This is a genomic window from Xanthomonas sp. NCPPB 1638 (assembly GCF_041475635.2).
Classification (GTDB): Bacteria; Pseudomonadota; Gammaproteobacteria; order Xanthomonadales; family Xanthomonadaceae; genus Xanthomonas; species Xanthomonas cucurbitae.
Genome location: NZ_CM192984.1, coordinates 1,654,579 through 1,675,838, shown reverse-complemented (window position 1 = coordinate 1,675,838; position 21,260 = coordinate 1,654,579). Strand labels below are relative to the sequence as shown.

Sequence of the window (21,260 nt, the reverse complement as noted above, 5' to 3'; positions counted from 1 at the left end):
GACAGGGCGCGTAGTCGTAGCGTCTTTGCTTACGCGTTCCTTGGCGCTGCGAGTGTCGGGGTTACCCGGTGCTGAGCTGTACGCCGGGCCGACGGCCGGGCGTGTAGGTCATTGCGTCAGGACTGGCCAGTCTTGAAGCGCAGGCGTTTGTAGCTTGCAGCAGTCCCGTACCCTCACCCCAACCCCTCTCCCGCAGGCAGAGGGGCTGACAACCAGTGGCCCATTGGGGCTTTACTTCAGATCGACCACGCGGTTGTCGGACAGGCTACCGGGGTCGTCGGTCACGGCGGTCATGACGAAATACAACGCCTTGCCGAGCAGTCCACTCGGGCCATCCCAATACTCCGCCGACTCGGCGCGCACATGGATCAGGCGCAGGTTCGGATCGTCCTTGCCGCCGGGGAAGAACACCTTCATCGTCGGCGACCACAGTTGCTCGATCTTGGCGCGGTCGTGTACCAGCTGCGCAGTGCCGGCCACCGACACATAGGTGTTCTTCGATGCCGAGGCGTAGGCCACGTTGACACGCGGGTCGGCGGCGATTTCCGCCACCTTCGGGCTGTCGGCAGCGGTGGCGAACCACAGGTCACCGTCGAACTCGACTTCCTGCGTGCCCAGCGGGCGGCTCACTAACTTGCCGTCGGCCGAGACGGTGGTGAACATGGCGATGTCCACCCCGCGGATCAATTCGGCCAACTGCTTGATGCTCTCGCTGCGTTCGTGAAGTTGCATGCGTGCCTTCCCAATGGATATGCACGCATCTGAGCGGATTGCCGTGCAAAGCGACGTGAATCACGCCGTGGTCACGTCCAGCTCGCGCATCGCGGCGGCGGCAATTTCGAACGAACGCAAACGTGCGCGGTGCTCGTAGATGTTGGCGGTGAACAGCAACTCATCGGGCGCATGCCGCTCGATGAAGGCCGCCACGCCCTGCGCCACCTGCTCGGCGTCGCCCAGCACCGTGCACGCAAGCGCGCGTTCCACACCGGCACGCTCGTGCGGCTGCCAGAAACTGTCGATATCGTCGATCGGCGCTGGAATCTTGCCCGGCGTGCCGCGCCGCAGATTGACGAAGCTCTGCTGCTGGGTGGTGAACAGCCGGCGTGCCTGCGCCTGTGTTTCGGCGGCCACCACGTTCAAGGCCAGCATGACATGCGGCTTGGACAACTGCGCGGACGGGCGGAATTCGCGGCGGTAGATCGCCACCGCTTCCTCCATCGCATCGGGAGCGAAATGCGAGGCGAAGGCGAACGACAAGCCCATGGCCGCCGCCAGCCGTGCACTGAACAGGCTCGAGCCCAGCAGCCACACCGGCACGTCGAGGCCGGCACCGGGGACGGCCTGCACCAGCTGCCCCGGCACGGCCGGCGCGAAGTAGCGCAGCAACTCGGCCACGTCCTGCGGGAACTGGTCGGCGCTGTCGAAATAACGACGCAGCGCGCGCGCAGTGGGCTGGTCGGTGCCGGGCGCGCGCCCTAGGCCCAGGTCGATACGCTGCGGATACAGCGAGGCCAGCGTGCCGAACTGTTCGGCCACCTGCAGCGGTGCGTGGTTGGGCAGCATGATGCCGCCTGCACCGACGCGAATGGTCTTGGTGCCGCCGGCCACATGGCCGATCAGCACCGCAGTGGCGGCGCTGGCGATGCCCGGCATGTTGTGATGTTCGGCCAACCAGTAGCGCTGGTAGCCCCAACGCTCGGCGTGCTGCGCCAGATCCAGCATGTTGGCAAAGGCGTGGGTGGTGTCGCTGCCTTCGCAGACCGGCGCCAGATCGAGCACGGAAATGGGGGTCATGGAATGACTCCGAATCAAAGTGGATGTGCCAGAGATGGGGCTGACCGGTGGCTTTGCCAGTCGCCTTGCCGCCGCCGCGCAGGATTACAGCATTCCAGCCATCGAACACCGGGTCGGTAAAGCAGCGGCCTCGGCCATGCACGGGCGGGCGTCCAATGCGTCTGCGGCCCCTTTCCAGCGCAGGCACCTGGTCCACACGCACGGCGTTACGAACCCATCGAGCAGCCGACGAAGCACCGGCCGGGCCGCATGCCGCCGCTGGCTATGCTGGCGTTCACTTGGCTGCCCGGTACGACCATGGTCTCTCCTACTGTCTCCGCGCAAGGTGCCGACGTTGCACGGATTGGCGCGCGCATCGATCGCCTGCCTGCCAGCGCCAGCGTGTGGCGGCTGGTCGGCCTGTTGGCATTGGGCGGCTTTTTCGAGCTGTACGACCTGTTCCAGACCGCCTATATCAGCCCGGGGCTGATCGCCGACGGTATCTTTGCCCAGGGCGCCGATGGTGCGTTCGGCATGCCCGACCAGGCCGCGTTTGCCGCCGCTACCTTTCTCGGGCTATTCGTCGGCGCCGCGCTGCTGAGTCCGTTCGCAGACCGCTTCGGTCGTCGTCCGGTGTTCACCTTCGCGCTGGTCTGGTACACCGCCGCCACGGTGATGATGGGACTGCAGGACACGGCCACCGGTGTGATCGTGCTGCGCTTCGTGGTTGGCATCGGGTTGGGCATCGAACTGGTGACCATCGACACCTATCTGTCCGAACTGGTGCCGCGGCACATGCGCAGCGCGGCGTTCGCGTTTGCGTTCTTCGTGCAGTTCCTGGCGGTGCCGGCGGTGGCCCTGACCGCCTGGCTGTTGGTGCCACATGCGCCGCTGGGCGTGAGCGGTTGGCGCTGGGTGGTCTTGCTGAGCGGTGTCTTCGCACTGGCAATCTGGTGGCTGCGCAATCGGCTGCCGGAATCGGCACGCTGGCTGGTCACCCGCGGCCGCCACGCGGAAGCAGACGCAGTGCTGGCGCAATTGGAGGCGCGTTGCGCGCGCGACCTTGGTCGGCCGCTGGCTGAGCCGGAGCCGGCCACCATCGTGTCCGCCAGCCCGGCGCAGGCATCGTTGCTGTGGCGCCCGCCGTACCGGGGTCGCATCGGCATGCTGGTGGTCTTTCATGTCTTCCAGGCGATCGGCTTCTTCGGCTTCGGCAACTGGTTGCCGGCCCTGATCGCCGCGCAGGGCACCGGGGTGACCAAGAGTCTGGCCTATTCGTTCGCGATCTCGCTGGCTTACCCACTGGCCCCCCTCTTGTTGCTGCGCTTTGCGCAGCGCTGGGAAAACAAATGGCAGATCACCGCCTCGGCGCTGGGCGCGGTGCTGTTCGGCGTGCTGTTTTCGCTGCAACACCAGGCCGTTGGCATGGTGATGTGCGGGGCGATGATCGCGTTCTGCAATGCCTGGATGAGTTTTGCCTATCACGGCTACCAGGCCGAGCTGTTTCCCACCGGGCTGCGCGCGCGCGCAGTGGGGTTCTGCTATTCGTTCAGCCGCTTGTCCACAGCCGTGAGCAGCGTGCTGATCGGCTGGCTGCTGGCGCAGGTCGGCAGCCATGGCGTGCTGACCTTCATTGCCATCAGCCTGTCGATCGTGGCGAGCGTGATCGCGGTGTTCGGGCCACAGACGCGCAATCGAGCGCTGGAGGAAATCGCCGGGTGACCACCGTGCGCTAAGCCGGCGCGATTCATGCGCCGCAGCGCGTTGCCGCCACTGCGGCCTTGCCCTGGGGCGGCACGCCGGGCGCATGACCCAGCGCAACCGTGCGATCAGCCACGGCGGCCAGGCTGGTACGGTGCGACACCACCACCAAGGCGGTCTGCGGCAACCGCTGCCGCAGCGTTACCAGGACCTGCTGTTCGGCCTCTGCATCCAGGGCGCTGGTTGCCTCGTCCAGCACCGCCAGGGTCGGGGCGCGTAGCAATACCTGCGCCAGCAGCAGGCGTTGCAATTCACCGCCGGACAGGCGGCCCTCCGGGCCATGGATGACAGTCTCCAGCCCCTGCCCTTCGCGTTGCAGCCGTGCGCTCAGCCCGACATCGCACAACACGTCCCACATGCGGGCATCGGACGTCCCCGGCAGCGCCCAGTCCAGGCAATCGCGCACGCTGCGTTGCCAGGGCCGCACCGCCTGGCTGACGTAGGCGCTATGGCGGATCAGCTTTCGATACGCCGCAAAGTCCAGCCGGCGCCCGCTCATGTGCGCTTCGAACAGCAGCGGCGGCGTTTGCCCGGACAGGACATCCATCAGACTGCTCTTGCCGATGCCCGATGGGCCTACCACCAAGGTCATTTGCCCTGCCACCAGCAGCAAGCCGTCGATCGCCAGCGCGGGCAGCGGCGGTGCCAGATCGATGCGCTCCAGGTGCAGAACGGCCGGCAGTCGTGTGGCTTCCTCGTCGGGCGCATGCGTGCCCGCCGTGCCCAGATCCACGTAACGCCGCCACAACTGCAGGGCCGGCCAGGCCGATCGCAACTGCTGCACGCTTTGCCGCGTGGTAATCAGATACGGCAGCAGGCGGCCGAGCAACAGACTGACCGTGATGAGCGCCGCGCGGTCGGCACCCTGCCACAGGTTGGCGAGCACCAGAATGCCGGCGATGGCCGCCACGGCAGTCAGCTCCAGCACCATCCGGCTGGCCGCCACCAGTTCCTGCTGCTGCGCGTAGCCTTGCCCCAGGCGGGTAGACATGCGCTCGTACTGCCGGGTTTCCACTGCTTCGCGCTGAAACGATCGCACATGGCGCAGACGGCGCGGAAAGTCCTCGCTCAACCAGAACAGCTGGGTCATGTCGGCCACGTAGCCACGGCTGATGCGCGCCTGCGCATCGCTGCTGGAGATGCGCAGGCCCAGCCAGGCCAGCAGTACAAGCAGCGGTGTCGCAAGCAGCAGCTCAGGCACGATCAAGACCGCCACGCACACGCTGACCAGTGCAGTGATGCCGGCCACCAGCAGTTGCAACACCGCACTGAAGCCCTGCGTTGCAATTTCGATGTTGTAGGTCAGCACATTGGCGATCTCCGCCGAACTGGCGCCCGACAAGGCCGGTAGCGGCGCATCCATCAGCGCGGCGTGGACGCGGTGGCGCAAGCCGATCGCGTAGCGGCTGGTCAACCGCGCAGCCAGCCGCGCGCCGTACCAACGCAGCAGCGCGAACAGCACGCTGACGACCACGAACAGCCCGGCCTGCATCGGCAGGCCACCTGGCAAGGCCAGCCGATAGCCGGCCAGCTGCACGCTGTGCCCGGGTTGCACCAGCGGCAACAGGCACACCGCCACGATGCTGCCGACGAAGGCGGCCGCCAGCGACAACACCACATACGCCGCGACGGCCGGCCGGTCCGCCGGCACCAGCGTCTGGACGAAGCTGTGCAGCACCACCCGCATCCGCTTGCGTGCGTCCGGATCCATCAACCGCTCACATCGCCTGTGCCGACACGCGCATGCTGCCGGTTGCCTGGCGGCCTCATCGCAGCACCTGCAGCAAGGCATCCAGCGAGGCTTGCGGATGCGGGCCGCGGTGCAGGGTGAACATGCCGATGCGCTGCACCTGGGCCACAAAGCGTTGCCACCCCGGCTGGCCGGCGGCATAAGGCTGATCGCGCTGCAGGCACTCGGCGATCTGCGCAGCCGGCACCGGCACCAGCGCGTTGGCCGAAGTGCTGGCCGGCAACTTGGACAGCATCACCACGGCACACAGCTGCAAGGGCGTGGGTGCCAGCGTGGCATGGCCATGACGGATGTCGACTTCGAACTTTTCCACGCCACTGCGGCGACGAATGGTCGGTGACGCGCGAACCCATGCATGCGTTTGCGCATCGACCAGACCCAACGCCTCGGGCCGCAGATGCAGGAAGTTGGCAACACCGGTGGTCAGCAGGCTGTCCGGTGCCACGAAGACACCATCTTCGGCGATGAACTCCAGCCCGTGCAGCAGGCTGTGCAACGCCAGCGTGGATTTGCCCGCGCCGCTGGCGCCGAGCAACAGCACGCTGCGGCCGCGTCGGCCCACGCAGGCGCCATGCAGCGGCACCAGCCCCGTGCCACGCGCGGCCAGCAGGAATACCGCAAACTCGATCAGCTCGTAGCGCACATGATACGCATGCGCCAGCATGTCCTCGGAGACCACCAGCATGGCGCGGCGCTCCGAGATCGACAGCATCAGATGGTTGCAGGCATCCATCACGCCACAGACCAGCCCACCCACCGCGTGCGTGCGCACCGGCGGCGGCTCGGCGGCCACATTGCCCGACGCCCGCAGCACCAGGTCCAGGGTGAGATGGAACTGCGGCGCACCGGGCAGATGGTGCGCCGGCAAGCCGGCATAGGCGGCATCGACCAGGGCCAGCAGTGCCGGGCTGTCGCTATGAAAGTGGAACAGCGCACCGAGGATCTGCCGCTGCACACTCAAAGCGCGCGAGCGTTGCTCGCCGAACGGGTCCGCCGCCACGGCGACTGGCGCGGTGTCGCCTGCACGCTCGCCCAGCGGCGGGTATTGCGCCATCGCAGCCGACTGCGGCATGCCTGTCATCCATTGCACCAATCAGCCGGTGTGTGCCGATTGCGCGCGCAAAGGTTGCATCACTGCACGCGATGGACAGGCACCACCGTGCGCATCGCGACAGCGCAACCAAAAACACCTACAGGCGCACCTACTGCCGAGCCGAATGCCGGTGTCTGCGCACGCCGCCGTTGCGCGCCACCCGGCGACAGAACGAGAGCCTTGTGCAGATGCTAAAGATCCAGGTCAGTCATTCGTATTTCCTGCGTTACGACCCCAAACAATGGGAACGCGGCAAGCCGTACCCCCCGCTGGCCACCTTGCAGATCGCGGCATTGCTGCGCGAACGCGGGCATGTCCTGAGCCTGTTCGACGCCATGCTGGCCGACGATGTGCAGGACTACACCGGTGCGCTGCACGCTGCGCAGCCGGAGCTGGTGGTGTTCTACGAGGACAATTTCAACTTCCTCACCAAGATGTGCCTGAGCCGGATGCGCGAGGCGGCCTGCCGCATGATCGCTCAGGCGCGCGCAGCTGGCTGCCGGGTGCTGGTGGCCGGTTCCGATGCATCCGACAATCCGGACGTCTTCCTGGCCGCAGGCGCGCATGCGGTGCTGATCGGCGAAGGCATCGCACCGTTGCTGACGTTGATCGAGCGCCTCGAGGCCGACCCGCAACTGGAAGTTCCCACCTGGCTGGCAGACGTACCGCGCATCGCCACCAGCCAGCCCGGCGAGGCGCGCACGCATCCCGGCGCGCAACCACCGGACGCGCGCCTGAGCGGGCTGCCGGCCTGGGATCTGGTGGATATGGCGCGCTACCGGCAGTTCTGGAAGGAACGGCACGGCTACTTCAGCCTCAACATGGCCGCCTCGCGCGGCTGCCCGTTCCGCTGCAACTGGTGCGCCAAGCCGATCTGGGGCAACCACTATGCCCGTCGCGGTGCCGAGGACGTGGCGGCCGAGGTGATCCACCTCAAGCGCAGTTTCCAGCCGGATCATCTGTGGATGGCCGACGACATCTTCGGCTTCCATATCGACTGGGTGGAGACCTTCGCGCAACGGCTGGACGACGCCGATGGCGTCATCCCGTTCACCATCCAGACCCGTGCCGACCTGGCCAGCGACCGCATGGCGGCGGCCCTGGCACGCGCCGGGTGCGCCGAAGCCTGGATCGGCGCGGAAAGCGGCAGCCAGCGCATCCTGGACAAGATGACCAAGGGGACCGAGGTGGCCGAGGTGATCGCGGCACGCCAACGACTGGGGGCGCACGGTATCCGCGTGGGCTTCTTCATCCAGCTGGGCTATCTGGGCGAGGAGCTGGACGACATCCTGGCCACGCGCGCGTTGGTGACGCAGGCCAACCCGGACATCATCGGCGTCAGCGTCTCCTATCCCCTGCCCGGCACCAAATTTTACCAAGAGGTGAAGAATCAACTGGGCGGCAAGACGCACTGGCAGGACAGCGACGACCTGGCGATGATGTTCCATGGTGCCTACGACTCGGAGTTCTACCGCAGCGTGCGCGACCTGTTGCACACCCAGGTCGATCTGCAGCAGGCACGCGCGCGCATGAGCGCCGATGCGCTTGCGCAGGCCTGCGAGCAGTTGGAAGCGCGCTGGTCTGCGTTGATCGCCTCCGAACACCTGCACCGCACCGAGCCGCTGGTCAGCCCAGCCACGCGACCGCCGCGACAGCTGACGACCGTGCTGGTCGGCTGAGCATGCCGGGCGCGCGTAACCGGCGCCCGGCAACCGGCGCACAGATCCAGCCCAGCCAGGCATCTCGCAGCAGCCTTGTCACCCCTCTTCGATTCGTCGGGACACCCCCATGCAGCCTTCCCTCCGCGCCATCAAACATGGTCTGCGCACCACCACCGAACGGCTCGCGCACGAGCTGGCGCAACCCGGCGGCGACGCGCCACGCTGGGATCGCTTGCAATGGCAGCTGGCCGCCGCCGCCGCCGCTGCGCATGGCGTCTCGCCGCTGTTGCAGCGACGCTCGCTATGGCAGGACGCCGACTGGACCGACTTCCTGAGCGAACAACGCCGCCATGTCGAAGACCGGCATCGGCGCATCGCGCTGCTGCTGACCCGCATCGACAGTGCCGCGCGTAGCGCAGGCATCGCGCTGGTAGGCTTGAAAGGCACCGCGCTGCATCGGCTGGGGGTGTACCTGCCCGGCGACCGCCCGATGGCCGATATCGATTTGCTGGTGGCCCCGGACGATGCGCCGGCGGCCGCCGAACTGCTGTGCGCGCTCGGCTACGTGAACGCATTCGAACAGTGGAAGCACCAGGTGTTCACGCCGGTGGGCGGCGATGCGGTCGCCGGCCTGGGTGAGCACCGCGACGCACCGATCAACATCGAACTGCACACCCGCATCCAGGAACGCCTGCCGGTGCACAGCGTGGATATCACTGCACATATCCAGCCCGAGCACCCGCAGCCGGGCCTGAACTCCTATCCCAGCATCGGCGCGCTGATGTGCCATCTGCTATTGCATGCCGCCGGCGGCATCTGCCACCGCAGTATCCGGCTGATGCATCTGCACGACCTTGCACTGCTGGCCACACGCATGGGACCACGCGACTGGGAACAGCTGTGGGAAGATCCTGCCGTGACACCGTGGTGGGCGTTGCCACCGCTGTTGCTGCTGCAGCGTTACTACCGCGCCGTGGTGCCCGCGGAAGTGATGATGCGCCTGCACGCACACTGCCCACGCCTGCTGCGGCTGCGTGCAGACCGCCAGACGCTCACCGCCGCATCGTGCTCCAACCTGTGGCTGTCCGCGCTGCCGGGCATCGCCTGGTGCGGCTCGCTGGCCGAGGCGCGGCAGTATCTGCGTCAACGTGTCGCGCCATCGGCCGAAAGCCGCAAGGAGCGCGCGGACATGTTGCAGACCCAGTTGTGGCTGCAGGATCAACCGTGGGTGCGCCAGACCCAGGCGCGCCGCCTGATGACGCGCCTGACACGGCCGGTACCGCGCACCGACATGCTCTACGTGGTTCGCGCGGCGCTGACGGGGTATCTGCGGCCGGCGTAACGCCTGGCACGGGACAGCGCACGAAACCTGCCGGGCCATCGCTGCCTGGCCGCCGCACATCTTCCAGCGCGGGCGCCGTGCTTCCTGCCGTACCGCGCGGGGTGCGGCCTGCGGCATCGGCGCATCCCTTGCGCATGCTGCGCTGCAAAGGATGACCGGGAATGACGGGGACGAATCGTCGATCAGCGGCAGGGTGACAGCAGTTCGCGCACTCAGCGCAGCGGACGCCGCTCGCACAGCTGCCGATAGAGTCGTTCGAACGCATGCGTGGTGAAGCCGGCATCCTCGCGTACCGCCCGGCATTGCGCTGCCCAGGCCAGGCGCAGGCGCAACTCGTCGTCGGCGATGACCTGACGGATCGCCTCGGCCATGCCGGCCCAGTCGCCCGGCGGCACCGCCAGTGCCGCGACCGGAGCCCATTCCAGCAGATGCCCGACGCCGGTGCCGACCGTCGGCACGCCGGCGACCGCCGCCTCCAGCAGCACCATCGGCCCGGCTTCGTGCAGCGACGAATGCACCAGCAGATCGGCCGCCAGCATGAGCGGGCGCAGCTCCCGCTGCGTCTTGAACCCCAAGAAGCGTACCTGTTGCTGCAGGCCCAGCTGCTGCACCAGCCGCTGGATCGCGCCATCCAGGGTGTCGACACCCACCATGTCCAGCGTGAAGGCCACCCCGGCGCGATTGAGCGCGGCCATTGCCTGCAGCAACGTGGCCTGGTCCTTGACCGGGTTGAGGCTGGCGACGTGCAACAGCCGCGCGACACCGCCGGCGCGCGCGCGCGGTGGCGCCACCGGCCATGCGCGCAGATCCACACCCAGCGGCACCCGCTGTGCGCCAATGCCCAGCGCCTGCAGCGAGGCGATGATGGGCGCACTGGCCGCCGTCACACAGTCGGCCATGCGCAGGGTCAGCGCCTCGCGCGCGCGTCCGCGCCACTTGCGACGGCCGCCATAGCCGATGGCATGCAGCGCCACCAGTTCGCCACCGGCGATGTGCACCATGCTGGGCCGACGCAGCAACGTGGCGGCAGCCACCGCCACCAGGCTGCAGTAGCCGGAGAAGATCGCCTGGATCACATCGAATGGCGCGCGCCCATGTTCACGGCCGATGGCGGTGATCGCCCGCCACCGCGTGCGCTGCTCGCCAATGTTGTGGATGGTGGCGCCCCGCAACATCCAGCTGGCCGGCAAGGGCTCCTGGTGCAGGACGAACACGTGCACCTCATGGTGGCGCGCCAAGCCTTCGATGAGCGTCAATATCACCGGGATCACTCGCCGGTCGCCGCTGCGGTCCACGCCACCGGGCACCACCAGGGCCAGCTTCATGCGCGATCGCCGGGCACGCGCTGCAGCAACCGTGCATACGCCTGTGCCCAGCGTTGCCCCACAGCCACAAATGACAGACGCGCATCGAAATGCGCGCGGACCTGCACCCGCCTGGGCGGTTGCCGCGCGACCCGCAACAACAGGCTCGCCAACGCCTGCGCATCGCCCACCGGCCACAGCTCGCCCATCGCGCCGGTATCGCTGAGCGCGCGAAAGGCCGGGATATCGGTGAGCAAGGGCAGCGTGCCACAGGCATAGGCTTCCAGGGCGGCGTAGCCACAGCTTTCGGTGTGGCTGGCAGACACGAACAGATCGCTGGCACGCATCAGTTCCTGCACCTGCGCATGCGCGACCTTGCCGAGCAGGTGAACGCGACCGGCCAGCAGCGGATCCTCGCGCAGACGCTGGCGGACCTGCTCCAGCAAGGGTGCCTGGTCGAATACGCACCAGAGCCGCGCGTCGGGCAACTGGCGCACGACGGTGGCGAACGCCTCCAGCACGCACAGCGGATCCTTGGCCGGGCTCAGGTGCCCGACCCACAGCACGCAGGGCTCGCCATGCAGCTGCGTATGCGCGCGCGCCGCCAGCCGCTCGCCAGCCGTGAAGCGGCTACTGGATTCGGGAATCGCAAATAGCGGCGTGTCTGCACGAAACAGCCGCGCGCGCTGGAACGGATGCGCCAGCGCCAACGACGTAAACGCGATACCGGCCACGGCGCGGTACCGGCCACGCCACAGCCATCGGCTCCACCAGCGCGGTGGTCGATTGGCATGGTCCTGCAGCAGGATCGGCGGCGTCGGCAGCAGCCGTGCCAGCCGCTGTGCATCGGGGGCAAATTCCAGCCCATGCACATGGATGACGTCGCAGTCGATCTGCCGCAGCAGCGTTGCCAGGGTTTCGGCGCGCACCTTGCTGCCACGCGCACCCAGATCGAGAAAGTGGTAATGCACGCCGCCGCGCACGCATTGCTGCGCGCGCCGGGAGGCCTGGATCACGGTGACGCGCACGCCGGCACTGGCCACCGCCTCGGCGATGTCGGCCAGCGAGGGCCACTGCGCGAATACTTCTTCCACGCTTGCACCGTCCGGGGTGACGACCAGGTTGAGCTGGGCGACATGCAGGCTCATGCAACGCCGCTCGCAGCCAACTGGCGCACGCGGTGCAGGCAACACGGCGCACGCACGCCTCGCGAGGGTGCACTCGCCTGGCTGCCTGCGCACCGTGCACGGCCGCCAGGCACGGCATGGAACGCGGCCCTGGTCACGCGATGCGCCGCAGCCGCAACACCAACGCCACCGGCACCTGCAGCGCGGTGCGGTCGAAGCGCGCGCCGGCGGGAATGTCGGCCGGGTCCAGCATGGGTTCGACCACCGCCTCGATGGCGAATCCCAGCGCGGTGCACGCGCAGTGCCAGTCACTGTAGAGATGTTGGGTATGGCGCACGGCGTAACGCTCGCCGCCAGCCTTGAAGTCACGGCGCCAGCCCAGCGCATGACCGATCGGATGCACGTCGCTGCACAACACGATGCCATTGATGCGCGTGACGCGATGCAACTCTTCCAACGCCGGCCAGAGCTGCTCCAGATGCCCGACCACCAGCCCGCAGATGCTCAGGTCGGCGACGGCGTCGCCCAGCGGAAGCTGGTCCAGGCGCCCCTGGCGCAGGCTGATGCGCTCGGCTGGCCATTGCTGTGTCAGTTCCGTCTGCGCACGCTGCAGCATCTGCGGTGACAGGTCCACGCCGGTCACATGCCAGGCGCCACGTTGCAAGGCATGCAGCATGTAGCGGCCGCTGCCGCAGCCGGCATCCACCACATGCTGGCAATGCAGGCTGGCCGGCAGCAGCCCAAGCATGGCGCGTTGCTCGGCCAGCATCACCGGATTGTGTGCATGCGGCGGATAGCTCTGTGCCCAGAGCGCGTAAGCCGCCGCTGGCTCCAGTAGCGCGACCTCGCTCACGATGCGGCCCCCATCGCGGCCCTGGCCGCGTGCGGCGCGCGCGTTGCAGCCGGCACGCAGTGCAGCCCGGGCTCCAACGCCAGCACGGCCGGGTCTGCGAGCGCGGCGTCCAGCAACTTGGGCCGGCCATCCAGCACCACCGAGACGGTACGCAGCCCGGCTGCCTCGAACCACGGGGCGAAATCCGGGTCGGCAATGCGCGGTCTACCGTCGCGGATCACCGCGCGTAGTTCGTTGCGTTCGCAGCCAACGATGCTGGCGGCGGGCTCGCCACCGCGGTCGCGCACGATGACCAGATCGGCCACTGCCCCCGGCGCGATGCGTCCGCGTGCCGGCAGACGCAGGATGCGCGCGCTGTGGTCGGTGACCAGGCCCAGCAACAGATCTGCGGCCAGACCGCTGTCGGCAGCGATACGCAGTTCCTCCAGCAGATCGCGTGCACCACTGATGCGCGAGTCGCTGCCGAGTGCCAGCCGCCCGGCCATGCACAGCCGCCATGGATCGAGCGTACGGCCCAGCAGTGCCAGGTTGCTGGACGGGCACCACACCACCGCTGCACCCCGCGCGATGATCCGCTCGACATCCTGCTCGCCCATTCCCACCCCATGGATCGCCACGGTGTTGGACGCAAGACAGCCGAGCCGATCGAGTTCGTCCAGCTCGGCACCCGCCACCGCATCGGTCCCCTCGGCCAGATGGATCATCCATGGATGGGCGGACGGGGTGGCGGCGAAGCTGCCCTGCACCGGGGGACCGTAACCGGTCCAGCCCAGCGCATAACTCCATCCGAAGTCGCGCAGCAATCCAACCGGAAAGCCTGGCTCGTCCAGGGTGGCGTGCCAGGGGTCGTGCTGCGCCACGCAGGTCACCCCGGCCAGCAGATTCTTCAGGCCGCCATGGCGCAGGCGCACCGCCTTGGGGATGCGCAGCGCGGCCGCCACGTCGGGATGCCGGAAGTGCGCCTGGAACGCCTCGATCCACGCGTAGCTGTTCGGAAAAGGCGCACCCTGCGGCAACGGGGGCACGCAGTTCACCTGCAGGTGATCGTGGGCGTTGATCAATCCTGGCAGCAGCACGTGGCCACGCAGATCCAGCCGCAGGGTGCCGGTGCCGAGCGTGCCACCGAAGCGGCCCGCACGCAGATGCAGCGGCGCGTGCGACGGACCGGCCAGGGTCAGCGAGCGCGCGCCCTGCAGGCAGACATCTGCCATGGACATCGACATGTTCACTCAGCGCTTGCGCATCACGATCAAGAAGTGGTCGCCCATCTCGCGCAAAAGGGGCCATCCGCCCAGACGGTCATCCAGCCACCCCAGGCCTGCCGACAGGCGCGGGTTGCGTTCGCAAACATCCACCAGGTACGGGGGCGGCAGGAACAGGCTCAATGCGCGGTAGCTTTCCAGCGCGAAATGCGGCGCGAACGCCCGGTAAAACTCGCGCGGCAGGTGGTACCAGGTCCAGATGGTATGGCCGTTCATACCGACCGCCGTCGCTCCCCGGGCAGCCCGCACCGCCGCGCGCTTGAAGCGTCCGCGCAGTGCATAGTGGCCCACTTCCCACGGGCAGATGCGCCCGATCACCGAAAACACCAGGCAGCCATCGGCACGCAGCAGGCGCGCGCACTGCGCCGCCACCGCCGGCAGATCCGGCGCGCAATTGAGCGGGCCGAAGTTGGAATACATGCCATCGAACGGACCTGCCAGCTGATCCAGTTGCTGGATGCCCACGTGCGCGGCGGCCAGCCGCGTTTCCAGTCCCAGCGCAACGGCACGCTCACGGGTGCGTTCGACCATGGCCGGCGACCAGTCGGTGGCCAGCACACGGTAGCCGCGACGGGCGAATTCCCCGGCATCCAGGCCAGTACCGCACCCCAGATCCACCAGCGAAGAGCCGACCGGCAGCTGCGCGGCCAGCGTGTCCCACAAGGTGGTGCGCATCCGCTGGATCAGCGCATTGTTTCCGCGCGGGCCATCGTAGTCGGGCGCCACGCTGTCGAAGGCGCGCTGGGTTTCCAGCAACTGCTCCGGCGCAACCGAGCCGCCGCGTGCCGCATGTTCACTGGCCAACGCCATGCACTCCCTTCCTCATCCATCTTGCTGACTTCACTGCACTCTCCAGGCGCGGTGCCGCCACTGCGGCATCGCTCGATAGGCAGGTATGTGCCACCTGCGGCCGGTTTGGTTGCAGCGCTGCGGCACCCATCCGTTGGACGACGATCGTGCGACGACCGGGCAACCATCTGCGCCCCTCGCCCAGCGCGCGCCGGCCGCAGAACACGCGTACCCAGAGACGTTGCCTCGTATCCCACCGTCTTTACACACGGCATCGTCTGGCGCAGGAAATCAGGCGGTGACGCTTCCGACACCGACCCGCGCGCGCCGACGCCAGGCATTGCGCATCACCGCCGCCAGCACACCCAGCCCCACCCCGGCGAGCAGGCCGGCCGCGCCGACCACGATCGCGTTCGGAAATGCCCGCTGCTCGGGCACGTACAACGGCCATGCCAGCGAGGTCTGGTAGGTGTAGCGCGCGGTGAGGCGTGCGATCAGATCGTCGCGCTCGGCCTTGATCGCGCGGATGGTGGTATTGCTGTCGGTCAGCAACACCCCTGCCAGCACCTGTCCAGGCGTGGCGGTAGCGCCACCGGTCACGGCCTGCAACTGCCGCTGCAGCTGCGCGCGATTGAGCAGGGCCACGCGCAGGTCTTCGTTCAGGCCCTGCAGGCGGGTCTGCGCCAGCGCCAGCGCCGCCGTATTGGTCTGGCCATGCAGGGTCTGCAGCTGGGTCAGTGTCGCCGTTGCCAGCACGCGCGCCTGCTGCGGCGACGCGGCGCGAATGGTGATGCCGATCAGGTTGGCATACGGGTCCGGATCCGGCTTCAGGCTGCCACGGTACAACTGCGCGGCACGGCTCTTGAGCGGCACCCCGGCCTGGCGCAACACCGCATCCTGGAACAGCCGGGTCTTCATGCGATCGATCACCCGTTGGAACGGTTCGACCTTGGGATCGCGCCCGGCCGGCGTCGGGCCGATCTCGCCCACCTGGATCCAGGCCGTGGCTTCCCATTGCGGCTGGGCCACGCGCAGGAACGCAAAGGTCATGCCCAGCACCAGCACCAGGGCGGCCAACGCCCAACGCCACTCGCGACGCAGGATGCGCCACAGGTCGATCAGGTAGATTTCATCGTGTTGGGTCATGGTGCGCAGGCTCGAAGACGGAATGGACGGAGAGTGGGCGTGGTCATGCGGCAGACCGCTGTGCCGTGTGGCGGTTCGGCAGCAGCAACGTGCAGGCGTGCAGCACCAGGCACAGCGCAATGAAGCCGAAGTTGGTCCAGGTGAATGCCTGTGGCGCAAACGGCGACATCAGGCAGGCGTAGGCCAGGCGCAAGAAGATCAGCACGTGGAAGATCGACAACGACCCATTGAGCCGGCGCACGCTCCACACCAGCCCGGCATACAGGGCCAGCAGCGCGATCACCGCGCCCGGTGCGCCCCAGGCCATCAGGAACGGAAAGAATTCGGTGCCCACGTTGATATTGGGCGCATCCAGCGGGATGCTGGTCCCGGCAGTGGCGATCGACCCGGTGAACGGCACGATCTGGTTGACCAAAAAGCTCGCGTTGACGTAGCCCTTTGCCAGGATCGCGCTGAAGTTGTAGGGCCCGGCACTGATATACAACAATAGCCACTGCACGCCCTGTGGCATGGCCCGGTAGAACGCACCGAACGGCAGCGCAACGCTGGCCAGGGAGCCGGAGCGCAACGCACCCAGCACCGAGAACACCGCGCCACCGGCCACCACCAACAGACCGATGCGCTTCCACGGCAGCTTGCGTCCTGGATCGCGCCGCAGCAGCATCACCAGCACGAAGGAGAACAGCCCGGCAAAGATGCGGTTGCGGTCGATCACCATGATCGGGAACACGAATCCCAGCACCACCATCGCCGTACGCAGCCCCCGGTGCCGCACGCACAGCAATGCGATCGGCGGCAGGATCCAGCACATATTGGAGACGTGCCGCACATGCGAGCGCAATGGACTCAAGCTCGCGTATGAAGACGGATCACTGAACAACGGAATCGGGAACAGCAGCAGGTCCACCATGCAGAACGCCGTCACCCCCGCCGCCAGCGCCAGCGCCAGAAACGCATCGCGCGTGCCGGCATAGTGGTAGTTGCGGAAGCGCTCGGCGCTGGGGAGCCGCGCCCTCTGGAACGCATCGACCAGCACGATCGTCGCTGCGGTGACGACCAGCAAAGCGATGCCGGCAAGATAGTCGTCCGGCAACCTATAGGTCAGCACGGTCAGCATACAACTGAGCAGCATCGGCAATGCCAGATAGCTCGCCGGACGGCGCAACCACGTCTTCATGCCGGCTCCGATGCGCCGCGCACCGATCTGGCGCGGCAATATACCGGCATCGACAACCATGCACAGGCCAGAAGATGGCCGAACACGCGAAGCGGCCGGTGTTGCAGGAATGCCACCTTGGCAGCGATGTAACGCGCCTGCGCGCGCAGCAGCGTGCGCTCGGGTTCCTCGAACAACCCCGCACAACGCAGCGCCACCTGCCGCGACTCGTCAAGGTTGGCGATGCGCGCGGCCACGTTGGCGGTCTTGCTGAGATTGCTCCCATGCAACCGGTACGCGCACACCGGCCTGTCGATGAACCCCAACGCATCGCGGGCGGCCAGTCGCAGGAAGAAATCCCAGTCCTCGATCCGCAATGATTCGTCCCAACCATTGCAGCTATCGACGGCCGTACGCCGCAGCATCGCAACCGCGCCGCTGACCGCCCACTGGCCAATCACCGCGCGCCGGATGCCGGAAACAGAACGGTAGAGATCGACATCGGCCCGGTGCAGGTCACGCATTGCGCTGGCATGCACCAACTGGCCCTCTGGATCGACCACGCAGGCGTCGCCGATGACCGCAAGCGCCTGCGGATGCGCGCGCAGATAGCGCACCTGCGCCTCCAGCCCACCTGCCAGCAAATAGTCATCGCTGGCTCCCAGCCGCAGGTAATCGCCGGTGGCACGCGCGGCCAGCTCGTTGAGCGTTGCCGCAACCCCACGATTCTCGCGCTGCACGAACTGCACCGGCAGCCGATCCCCGTGCATGGCGATCCATTGCGCGATCTTCTCGCCGGTCGCATCGCTGGAGCCGTCATCGATGATGACGATCTCCTTGCTCGGATACGGATCCTCCAGCACGCTGTCCAGGCAGCGCTGCACGAAACGCGCATGGTTGAAGGCCGGTATCAACACCGACACCAGCGGCCAGTCTGCGTGCGCGAGTGGCTGTCCGTGTCCGCTCATGCTGCCCGCACCAGATAGAGCCGCACCACCACGATGTTGAACAGCAGATACAGCGCATAATTGGCCGCGAAGGCATACACCGCGCCAATCAGCCCGAAGCGATCACTGAGCAGGTACACCAGCGCAAGGTACGTGGCAGCGAAGAGGCATTCGGACACCACGAACAGCCGTGTCATCGCCTTGGCCAGCATCACGTAGGACAGCACGAAGGCGGCGATCTTTATCACATCGCCCAACAACTGCGGGGCGTACAGCGGAGCGGCAGCGGCGAACTGGGTGTCGAACAGCAGCCAGGTCACCCAGTCGCGGCAGACATACACGCCCAGCGCCATCGTCACCACTGCCGGCATCACATACCGATACGCGCTACGCAGCTCGCGTGCCAGGGCTGCGGGCTCGTGCAGGGAGGCCAGCTTGGGCAGGTAATACACGTTGATGGCGGTGGTGAAGAACAGCAGATACGCATCCGACACCCGGCTGACCGCCTGCCAGTAACCGACCTGCTGCCATCCAAACTGATCCGCCAGATGGTCGCGCACCAGCATGGTGACCAACAGCGGCACCAGCGTGGAGGTCAGGGTCATTGCCGAAAAGGCAGCCAACTGACGTGTCATCACCGCGTCGAAGCGCATCCGGAACATGTGCGGCCGAAAGTACGGACTGCGCCGCACGGCCGGAACACAGGCCAGCAGCCACAGCACCTGGCCCACCACCAATCCCAGCAAGGCACCCTGCAACTGTGACCGACTGGACAACCATGCCACCAGCACCACGCTCATCACCGCCCCGCTCACCTGCACGAAGGCCAACCGCCGCACGTCCATGAACCCATTGATGACCGCCAGCACATAATTGACAGCGGCGATCCCCAACTGCGCGACCGCCAGCACGCAGATCAGCGGCTGGTACGCGGCGTCTCCCATTAGACGTTCGGCGATCACTCCACTGAACAGCAGCGACAATACCGCCATGAGGCAGGCCGCCCAGAACCCGTACCACAACGCTGCACCCAGCAGCCGCGCCAGCGCCTGTGGATCGTCGCGATACTGCGCGACGTACTTAACGATGCCGGCGCTGATGCCGCCACCTGCCAGGACCGCCAGCACCGACATCAAATTCAGGAACTGGCCCAGGCGGCCGATGCCTTGCGGCCCGGCGTGCACCGCCACCAGTTTCACGACCACCAGCGCGGCCAGCAGCTTCGCCAGCGTTGCGATGCCAGTGTAGGCGCTGCTGCGAACGACATTCATGCGCTGGCGTCGAAGGCCTGGCAGGCGGCAATCACGCGGTCCACCGCTGCCGCGCTCAATGCAGGCCCCATCGGCAGGCTCAACACTTCCTCGTGCAAGCGCTCGCTGACTGGCAGGCGGGCATCGCCCAGGGCGGCATACGCCGGTTGCAGATGTGCGGGAACCGGGTAGTGGATTTGAGTGTGCACGCCGAGGCGCAGCAGATGTTCCTGCAAGGCGTCGCGTCGCGTACTGCGCACCACGAACAGATGCCAGACGTGCTGTTCCTCGGACACTACCGTGGGCAACGTGATCCAGGGGGTGTCGATCTCGTGCAGATAACGCCGCGCCACCGCGCGTCGCAGCGCCACTTCCTCGTCCAGATAGCCCAGCTTGACCCGCAGCATGGCCGCCTGCAGCTCGTCCAGTCGCGAGTTGACCCCTTGGCACAGGTGGTGATACTTCACCACCGAGCCGTAGTTGCGCAGCGCACGGATACGCTCGGCCAGCGTGGGATCGGACGTCAATACCGCACCGCCATCGCCCAGGGCGCCAAGATTCTTTGTCGGGAAGAAGCTGAAGGCCGCTGCGTCGCCGAAGGCACCCGCACGGACACCATCGGCGGTTGCGCCATGCGCTTGCGCTGCATCCTCGATCAGCAGCAACCCGTACCGATGCGCCAGGGTCTGCAACGACGCCATGTCCGCCAGCTGGCCATACAGATGCACCGCCATGATCGCGCGGGTACGTGGACCGATGGCCTTTTCCACGTTGGCCGGGTCCATGTTGAAGGTGGCCGGGTCCGGCTCCACAGGCACCAACACCAACTGGTTCTGGCTGATGGCCAGATAAGTGGCGATGAAGGTATTGGCCGGCACGATGATCTCATCGCCCTCGCGCAGCACGCCCAGCTCACGGTAGCCGCGCAGGATCAGCGACAACGCATCCAGACCATTGCCCACGCCCACCGCGTGGGCAGCGCCGCAGTAGCCGGCGAATTCCGCCTCGAACGCCTCCAGCTCCTGGCCAAGCACATACCAGCCAGCGTCGATGACGCGCGCCGCAGCCGCCTTGAGCTGATCGGCGTAACGCGCATTGACTGCGCGCAAATCCAGGAAGGGAACATCCATCACAACGTCCATCGATAAGAATCCTGTACCACTGCACGAGCGCCGAAGCGCTCCTTCTGTTCGACCAGTCCCTCGTTAAGCACCTGCCCACCCTGCTCGGTGGAAATGCCGAAACTGAAGAACTCACGCGCCGCATAGACCTGGCAGATCAGCTCGGACAACAACAGGCTCAGCGCATCGATTCGACGCCCGCGCTCGGAGACCGCAAGGTACTGGGTATGCACACTGCGACCGAAATCCAGGACCAGTGCTGCTGCCAGCAGCTGCTCGTCCGCATGTGCCTCGTACAGCACGATGTGCTGCGGAAAACGACGTTGCAGCAGTTGCAGTTCATCCAGCCGATGCGTCGGCGCCACGCCATGTCGCTGCAGGACCTCGGTCAACAACGCATGGAACGCCTCCAGCGTGGTGCCGACCCGCACCTGCACGCCTGCCTTGCGCGCCCTGCCGATCGACCTGCGCCGCTCGTCGCTGAAGGCGAACGGCTGGCCGAGCGCAATCACTGACGACAGGTCGCGTCGCTCCAACTGCGCACCGACCCGATGCAATGCATACAGCTCTTCCTCTGCCGGATACGCATGGAAGATGTGCGGCACCGGCTTATACACGATCTGGCTCGCGCCCAGCGCGCGGTAGTGCGCGGCAATCTGCTCGAACACCTGCAACGTGCCACTTGCCCGCATGGCCATCGACGACAACAATCCGGCGTAGGTCAATCCGGCATGGCTGCTGACACAATCGCCGCGAATGCTCGCGGGGAACACCGCCACCAGCTCGCTTCCACGCTCGATCAGCAAGGACGCATCCACGAAACGGTCGGCGTGATAATCCATGTACCCGCGGCGATGCAACAGATTCCCGTTGCGTGAGCGCGCCACCAGTGCATCCCATGCCGCCGCGTCGCTGGGCAGGTAAG

Annotated in this window: 18 protein-coding genes; 3 read left to right on the top strand and 15 right to left on the bottom strand. The window is 66.9% G+C overall.

Annotated features, from left to right (window positions below; all coding sequences use genetic code 11):
• Positions 1 to 231: 231 nt before the first annotated feature.
• Complete coding sequence (locus ACCQ13_RS07305) at positions 232 to 732, bottom strand: pyridoxamine 5'-phosphate oxidase family protein (protein ID WP_104601656.1); 501 nt, start codon at positions 730 to 732, stop codon at positions 232 to 234.
• 60 nt (positions 733 to 792) lie between these two features.
• A complete protein-coding gene (locus tag ACCQ13_RS07300; RefSeq protein WP_104601657.1) occupies positions 793 to 1,794 on the bottom strand; it encodes an LLM class flavin-dependent oxidoreductase in 1,002 nt (333 codons plus the stop codon).
• 297 nt (positions 1,795 to 2,091) lie between these two features.
• On the opposite strand from ACCQ13_RS07300, the gene ACCQ13_RS07295 reads away from it, so the two are divergent.
• On the top strand, positions 2,092 to 3,495 hold the full coding sequence (locus tag ACCQ13_RS07295; protein ID WP_104601801.1) for an MFS transporter: 1,404 nt from the start codon (positions 2,092 to 2,094) through the stop codon (positions 3,493 to 3,495).
• A 25-nt stretch (positions 3,496 to 3,520) separates the two neighbouring features.
• On the opposite strand, the gene ACCQ13_RS07290 is transcribed toward ACCQ13_RS07295, so the two are convergent.
• Both ACCQ13_RS07290 and ACCQ13_RS07285 read right to left on the bottom strand, forming a co-directional pair.
• The gene (locus tag ACCQ13_RS07290) at positions 3,521 to 5,245 is read right to left on the bottom strand and encodes an ATP-binding cassette domain-containing protein (RefSeq protein ID WP_104601658.1); all 1,725 of its coding nucleotides are present in this window, start codon (positions 5,243 to 5,245) and stop codon (positions 3,521 to 3,523) included.
• A 55-nt stretch (positions 5,246 to 5,300) separates the two neighbouring features.
• Positions 5,301 to 6,356, bottom strand: a complete 1,056-nt coding sequence (locus ACCQ13_RS07285; protein ID WP_104601803.1) for a phosphoenolpyruvate carboxykinase (ATP) — start codon at positions 6,354 to 6,356, stop codon at positions 5,301 to 5,303.
• Positions 6,357 to 6,565: 209 nt separating this feature from the next.
• Here ACCQ13_RS07285 and ACCQ13_RS07280 point away from each other — a divergent pair, with 209 nt between their 5' ends.
• Together ACCQ13_RS07280 and ACCQ13_RS07275 are read left to right on the top strand one after the other, a co-directional pair.
• Positions 6,566 to 8,056 (top strand): B12-binding domain-containing radical SAM protein, encoded by a 1,491-nt coding sequence (locus ACCQ13_RS07280; RefSeq protein ID WP_167526999.1) that lies wholly within the window; start codon positions 6,566 to 6,568, stop codon positions 8,054 to 8,056.
• A gap of 109 nt (positions 8,057 to 8,165) precedes the next feature.
• Positions 8,166 to 9,380 carry a nucleotidyltransferase family protein gene (locus ACCQ13_RS07275; RefSeq protein ID WP_159406916.1) on the top strand — a complete coding sequence of 405 codons (1,215 nt, stop codon included), beginning with the start codon at positions 8,166 to 8,168 and terminating at the stop codon, positions 9,378 to 9,380.
• 212 nt (positions 9,381 to 9,592) lie between these two features.
• On the opposite strand, the gene ACCQ13_RS07270 is transcribed toward ACCQ13_RS07275, so the two are convergent.
• The 11 genes from ACCQ13_RS07270 to ACCQ13_RS07220 form a co-directional block, all read right to left on the bottom strand.
• Positions 9,593 to 10,705, bottom strand: a complete 1,113-nt coding sequence (locus ACCQ13_RS07270) for a glycosyltransferase family 4 protein (RefSeq protein ID WP_104601660.1) — start codon at positions 10,703 to 10,705, stop codon at positions 9,593 to 9,595.
• The gene (locus tag ACCQ13_RS07265) at positions 10,702 to 11,832 is read right to left on the bottom strand and encodes a glycosyltransferase family 4 protein (protein WP_159406915.1); all 1,131 of its coding nucleotides are present in this window, start codon (positions 11,830 to 11,832) and stop codon (positions 10,702 to 10,704) included. The genes ACCQ13_RS07270 and ACCQ13_RS07265 overlap by 4 nt, the downstream gene beginning before the upstream one ends.
• Before the next feature lie 133 nt (positions 11,833 to 11,965).
• Complete coding sequence (locus tag ACCQ13_RS07260) at positions 11,966 to 12,664, bottom strand: class I SAM-dependent methyltransferase (protein ID WP_104601662.1); 699 nt, start codon at positions 12,662 to 12,664, stop codon at positions 11,966 to 11,968.
• The gene (locus ACCQ13_RS07255) at positions 12,661 to 13,881 is read right to left on the bottom strand and encodes an amidohydrolase family protein (protein WP_104601804.1); all 1,221 of its coding nucleotides are present in this window, start codon (positions 13,879 to 13,881) and stop codon (positions 12,661 to 12,663) included. Before ACCQ13_RS07255 ends, ACCQ13_RS07260 begins: the two co-directional genes overlap by 4 nt.
• A 12-nt stretch (positions 13,882 to 13,893) precedes the next feature.
• Positions 13,894 to 14,736: a class I SAM-dependent methyltransferase gene (locus ACCQ13_RS07250; protein ID WP_104601663.1), complete on the bottom strand. Its 843-nt coding sequence runs from the start codon at positions 14,734 to 14,736 to the stop codon at positions 13,894 to 13,896.
• Positions 14,737 to 15,006: 270 nt separating this feature from the next.
• The gene (locus ACCQ13_RS07245; protein ID WP_104601664.1) at positions 15,007 to 15,861 is read right to left on the bottom strand and encodes a Wzz/FepE/Etk N-terminal domain-containing protein; all 855 of its coding nucleotides are present in this window, start codon (positions 15,859 to 15,861) and stop codon (positions 15,007 to 15,009) included.
• Between the two features lie 43 nt (positions 15,862 to 15,904).
• Positions 15,905 to 17,038 (bottom strand): hypothetical protein, encoded by a 1,134-nt coding sequence (locus ACCQ13_RS07240; RefSeq protein ID WP_159406913.1) that lies wholly within the window; start codon positions 17,036 to 17,038, stop codon positions 15,905 to 15,907.
• Entirely contained in the window at positions 17,035 to 17,985 is a 951-nt protein-coding gene (locus ACCQ13_RS07235; protein ID WP_159406912.1) for a glycosyltransferase, read from the bottom strand. Before ACCQ13_RS07235 ends, ACCQ13_RS07240 begins: the two co-directional genes overlap by 4 nt.
• Complete coding sequence (locus ACCQ13_RS07230) at positions 17,982 to 19,235, bottom strand: O-antigen translocase (protein WP_159406911.1); 1,254 nt, start codon at positions 19,233 to 19,235, stop codon at positions 17,982 to 17,984. The genes ACCQ13_RS07235 and ACCQ13_RS07230 overlap by 4 nt, the downstream gene beginning before the upstream one ends.
• A complete protein-coding gene (locus ACCQ13_RS07225) occupies positions 19,232 to 20,344 on the bottom strand; it encodes a DegT/DnrJ/EryC1/StrS family aminotransferase (protein ID WP_159406910.1) in 1,113 nt (370 codons plus the stop codon). The genes ACCQ13_RS07230 and ACCQ13_RS07225 overlap by 4 nt, the downstream gene beginning before the upstream one ends.
• Positions 20,344 to 21,255 carry a GNAT family N-acetyltransferase gene (locus tag ACCQ13_RS07220; protein WP_159407946.1) on the bottom strand — a complete coding sequence of 304 codons (912 nt, stop codon included), beginning with the start codon at positions 21,253 to 21,255 and terminating at the stop codon, positions 20,344 to 20,346. The genes ACCQ13_RS07225 and ACCQ13_RS07220 overlap by 1 nt, the downstream gene beginning before the upstream one ends.
• Between the last annotated feature and the right edge of the window lie 5 nt (positions 21,256 to 21,260).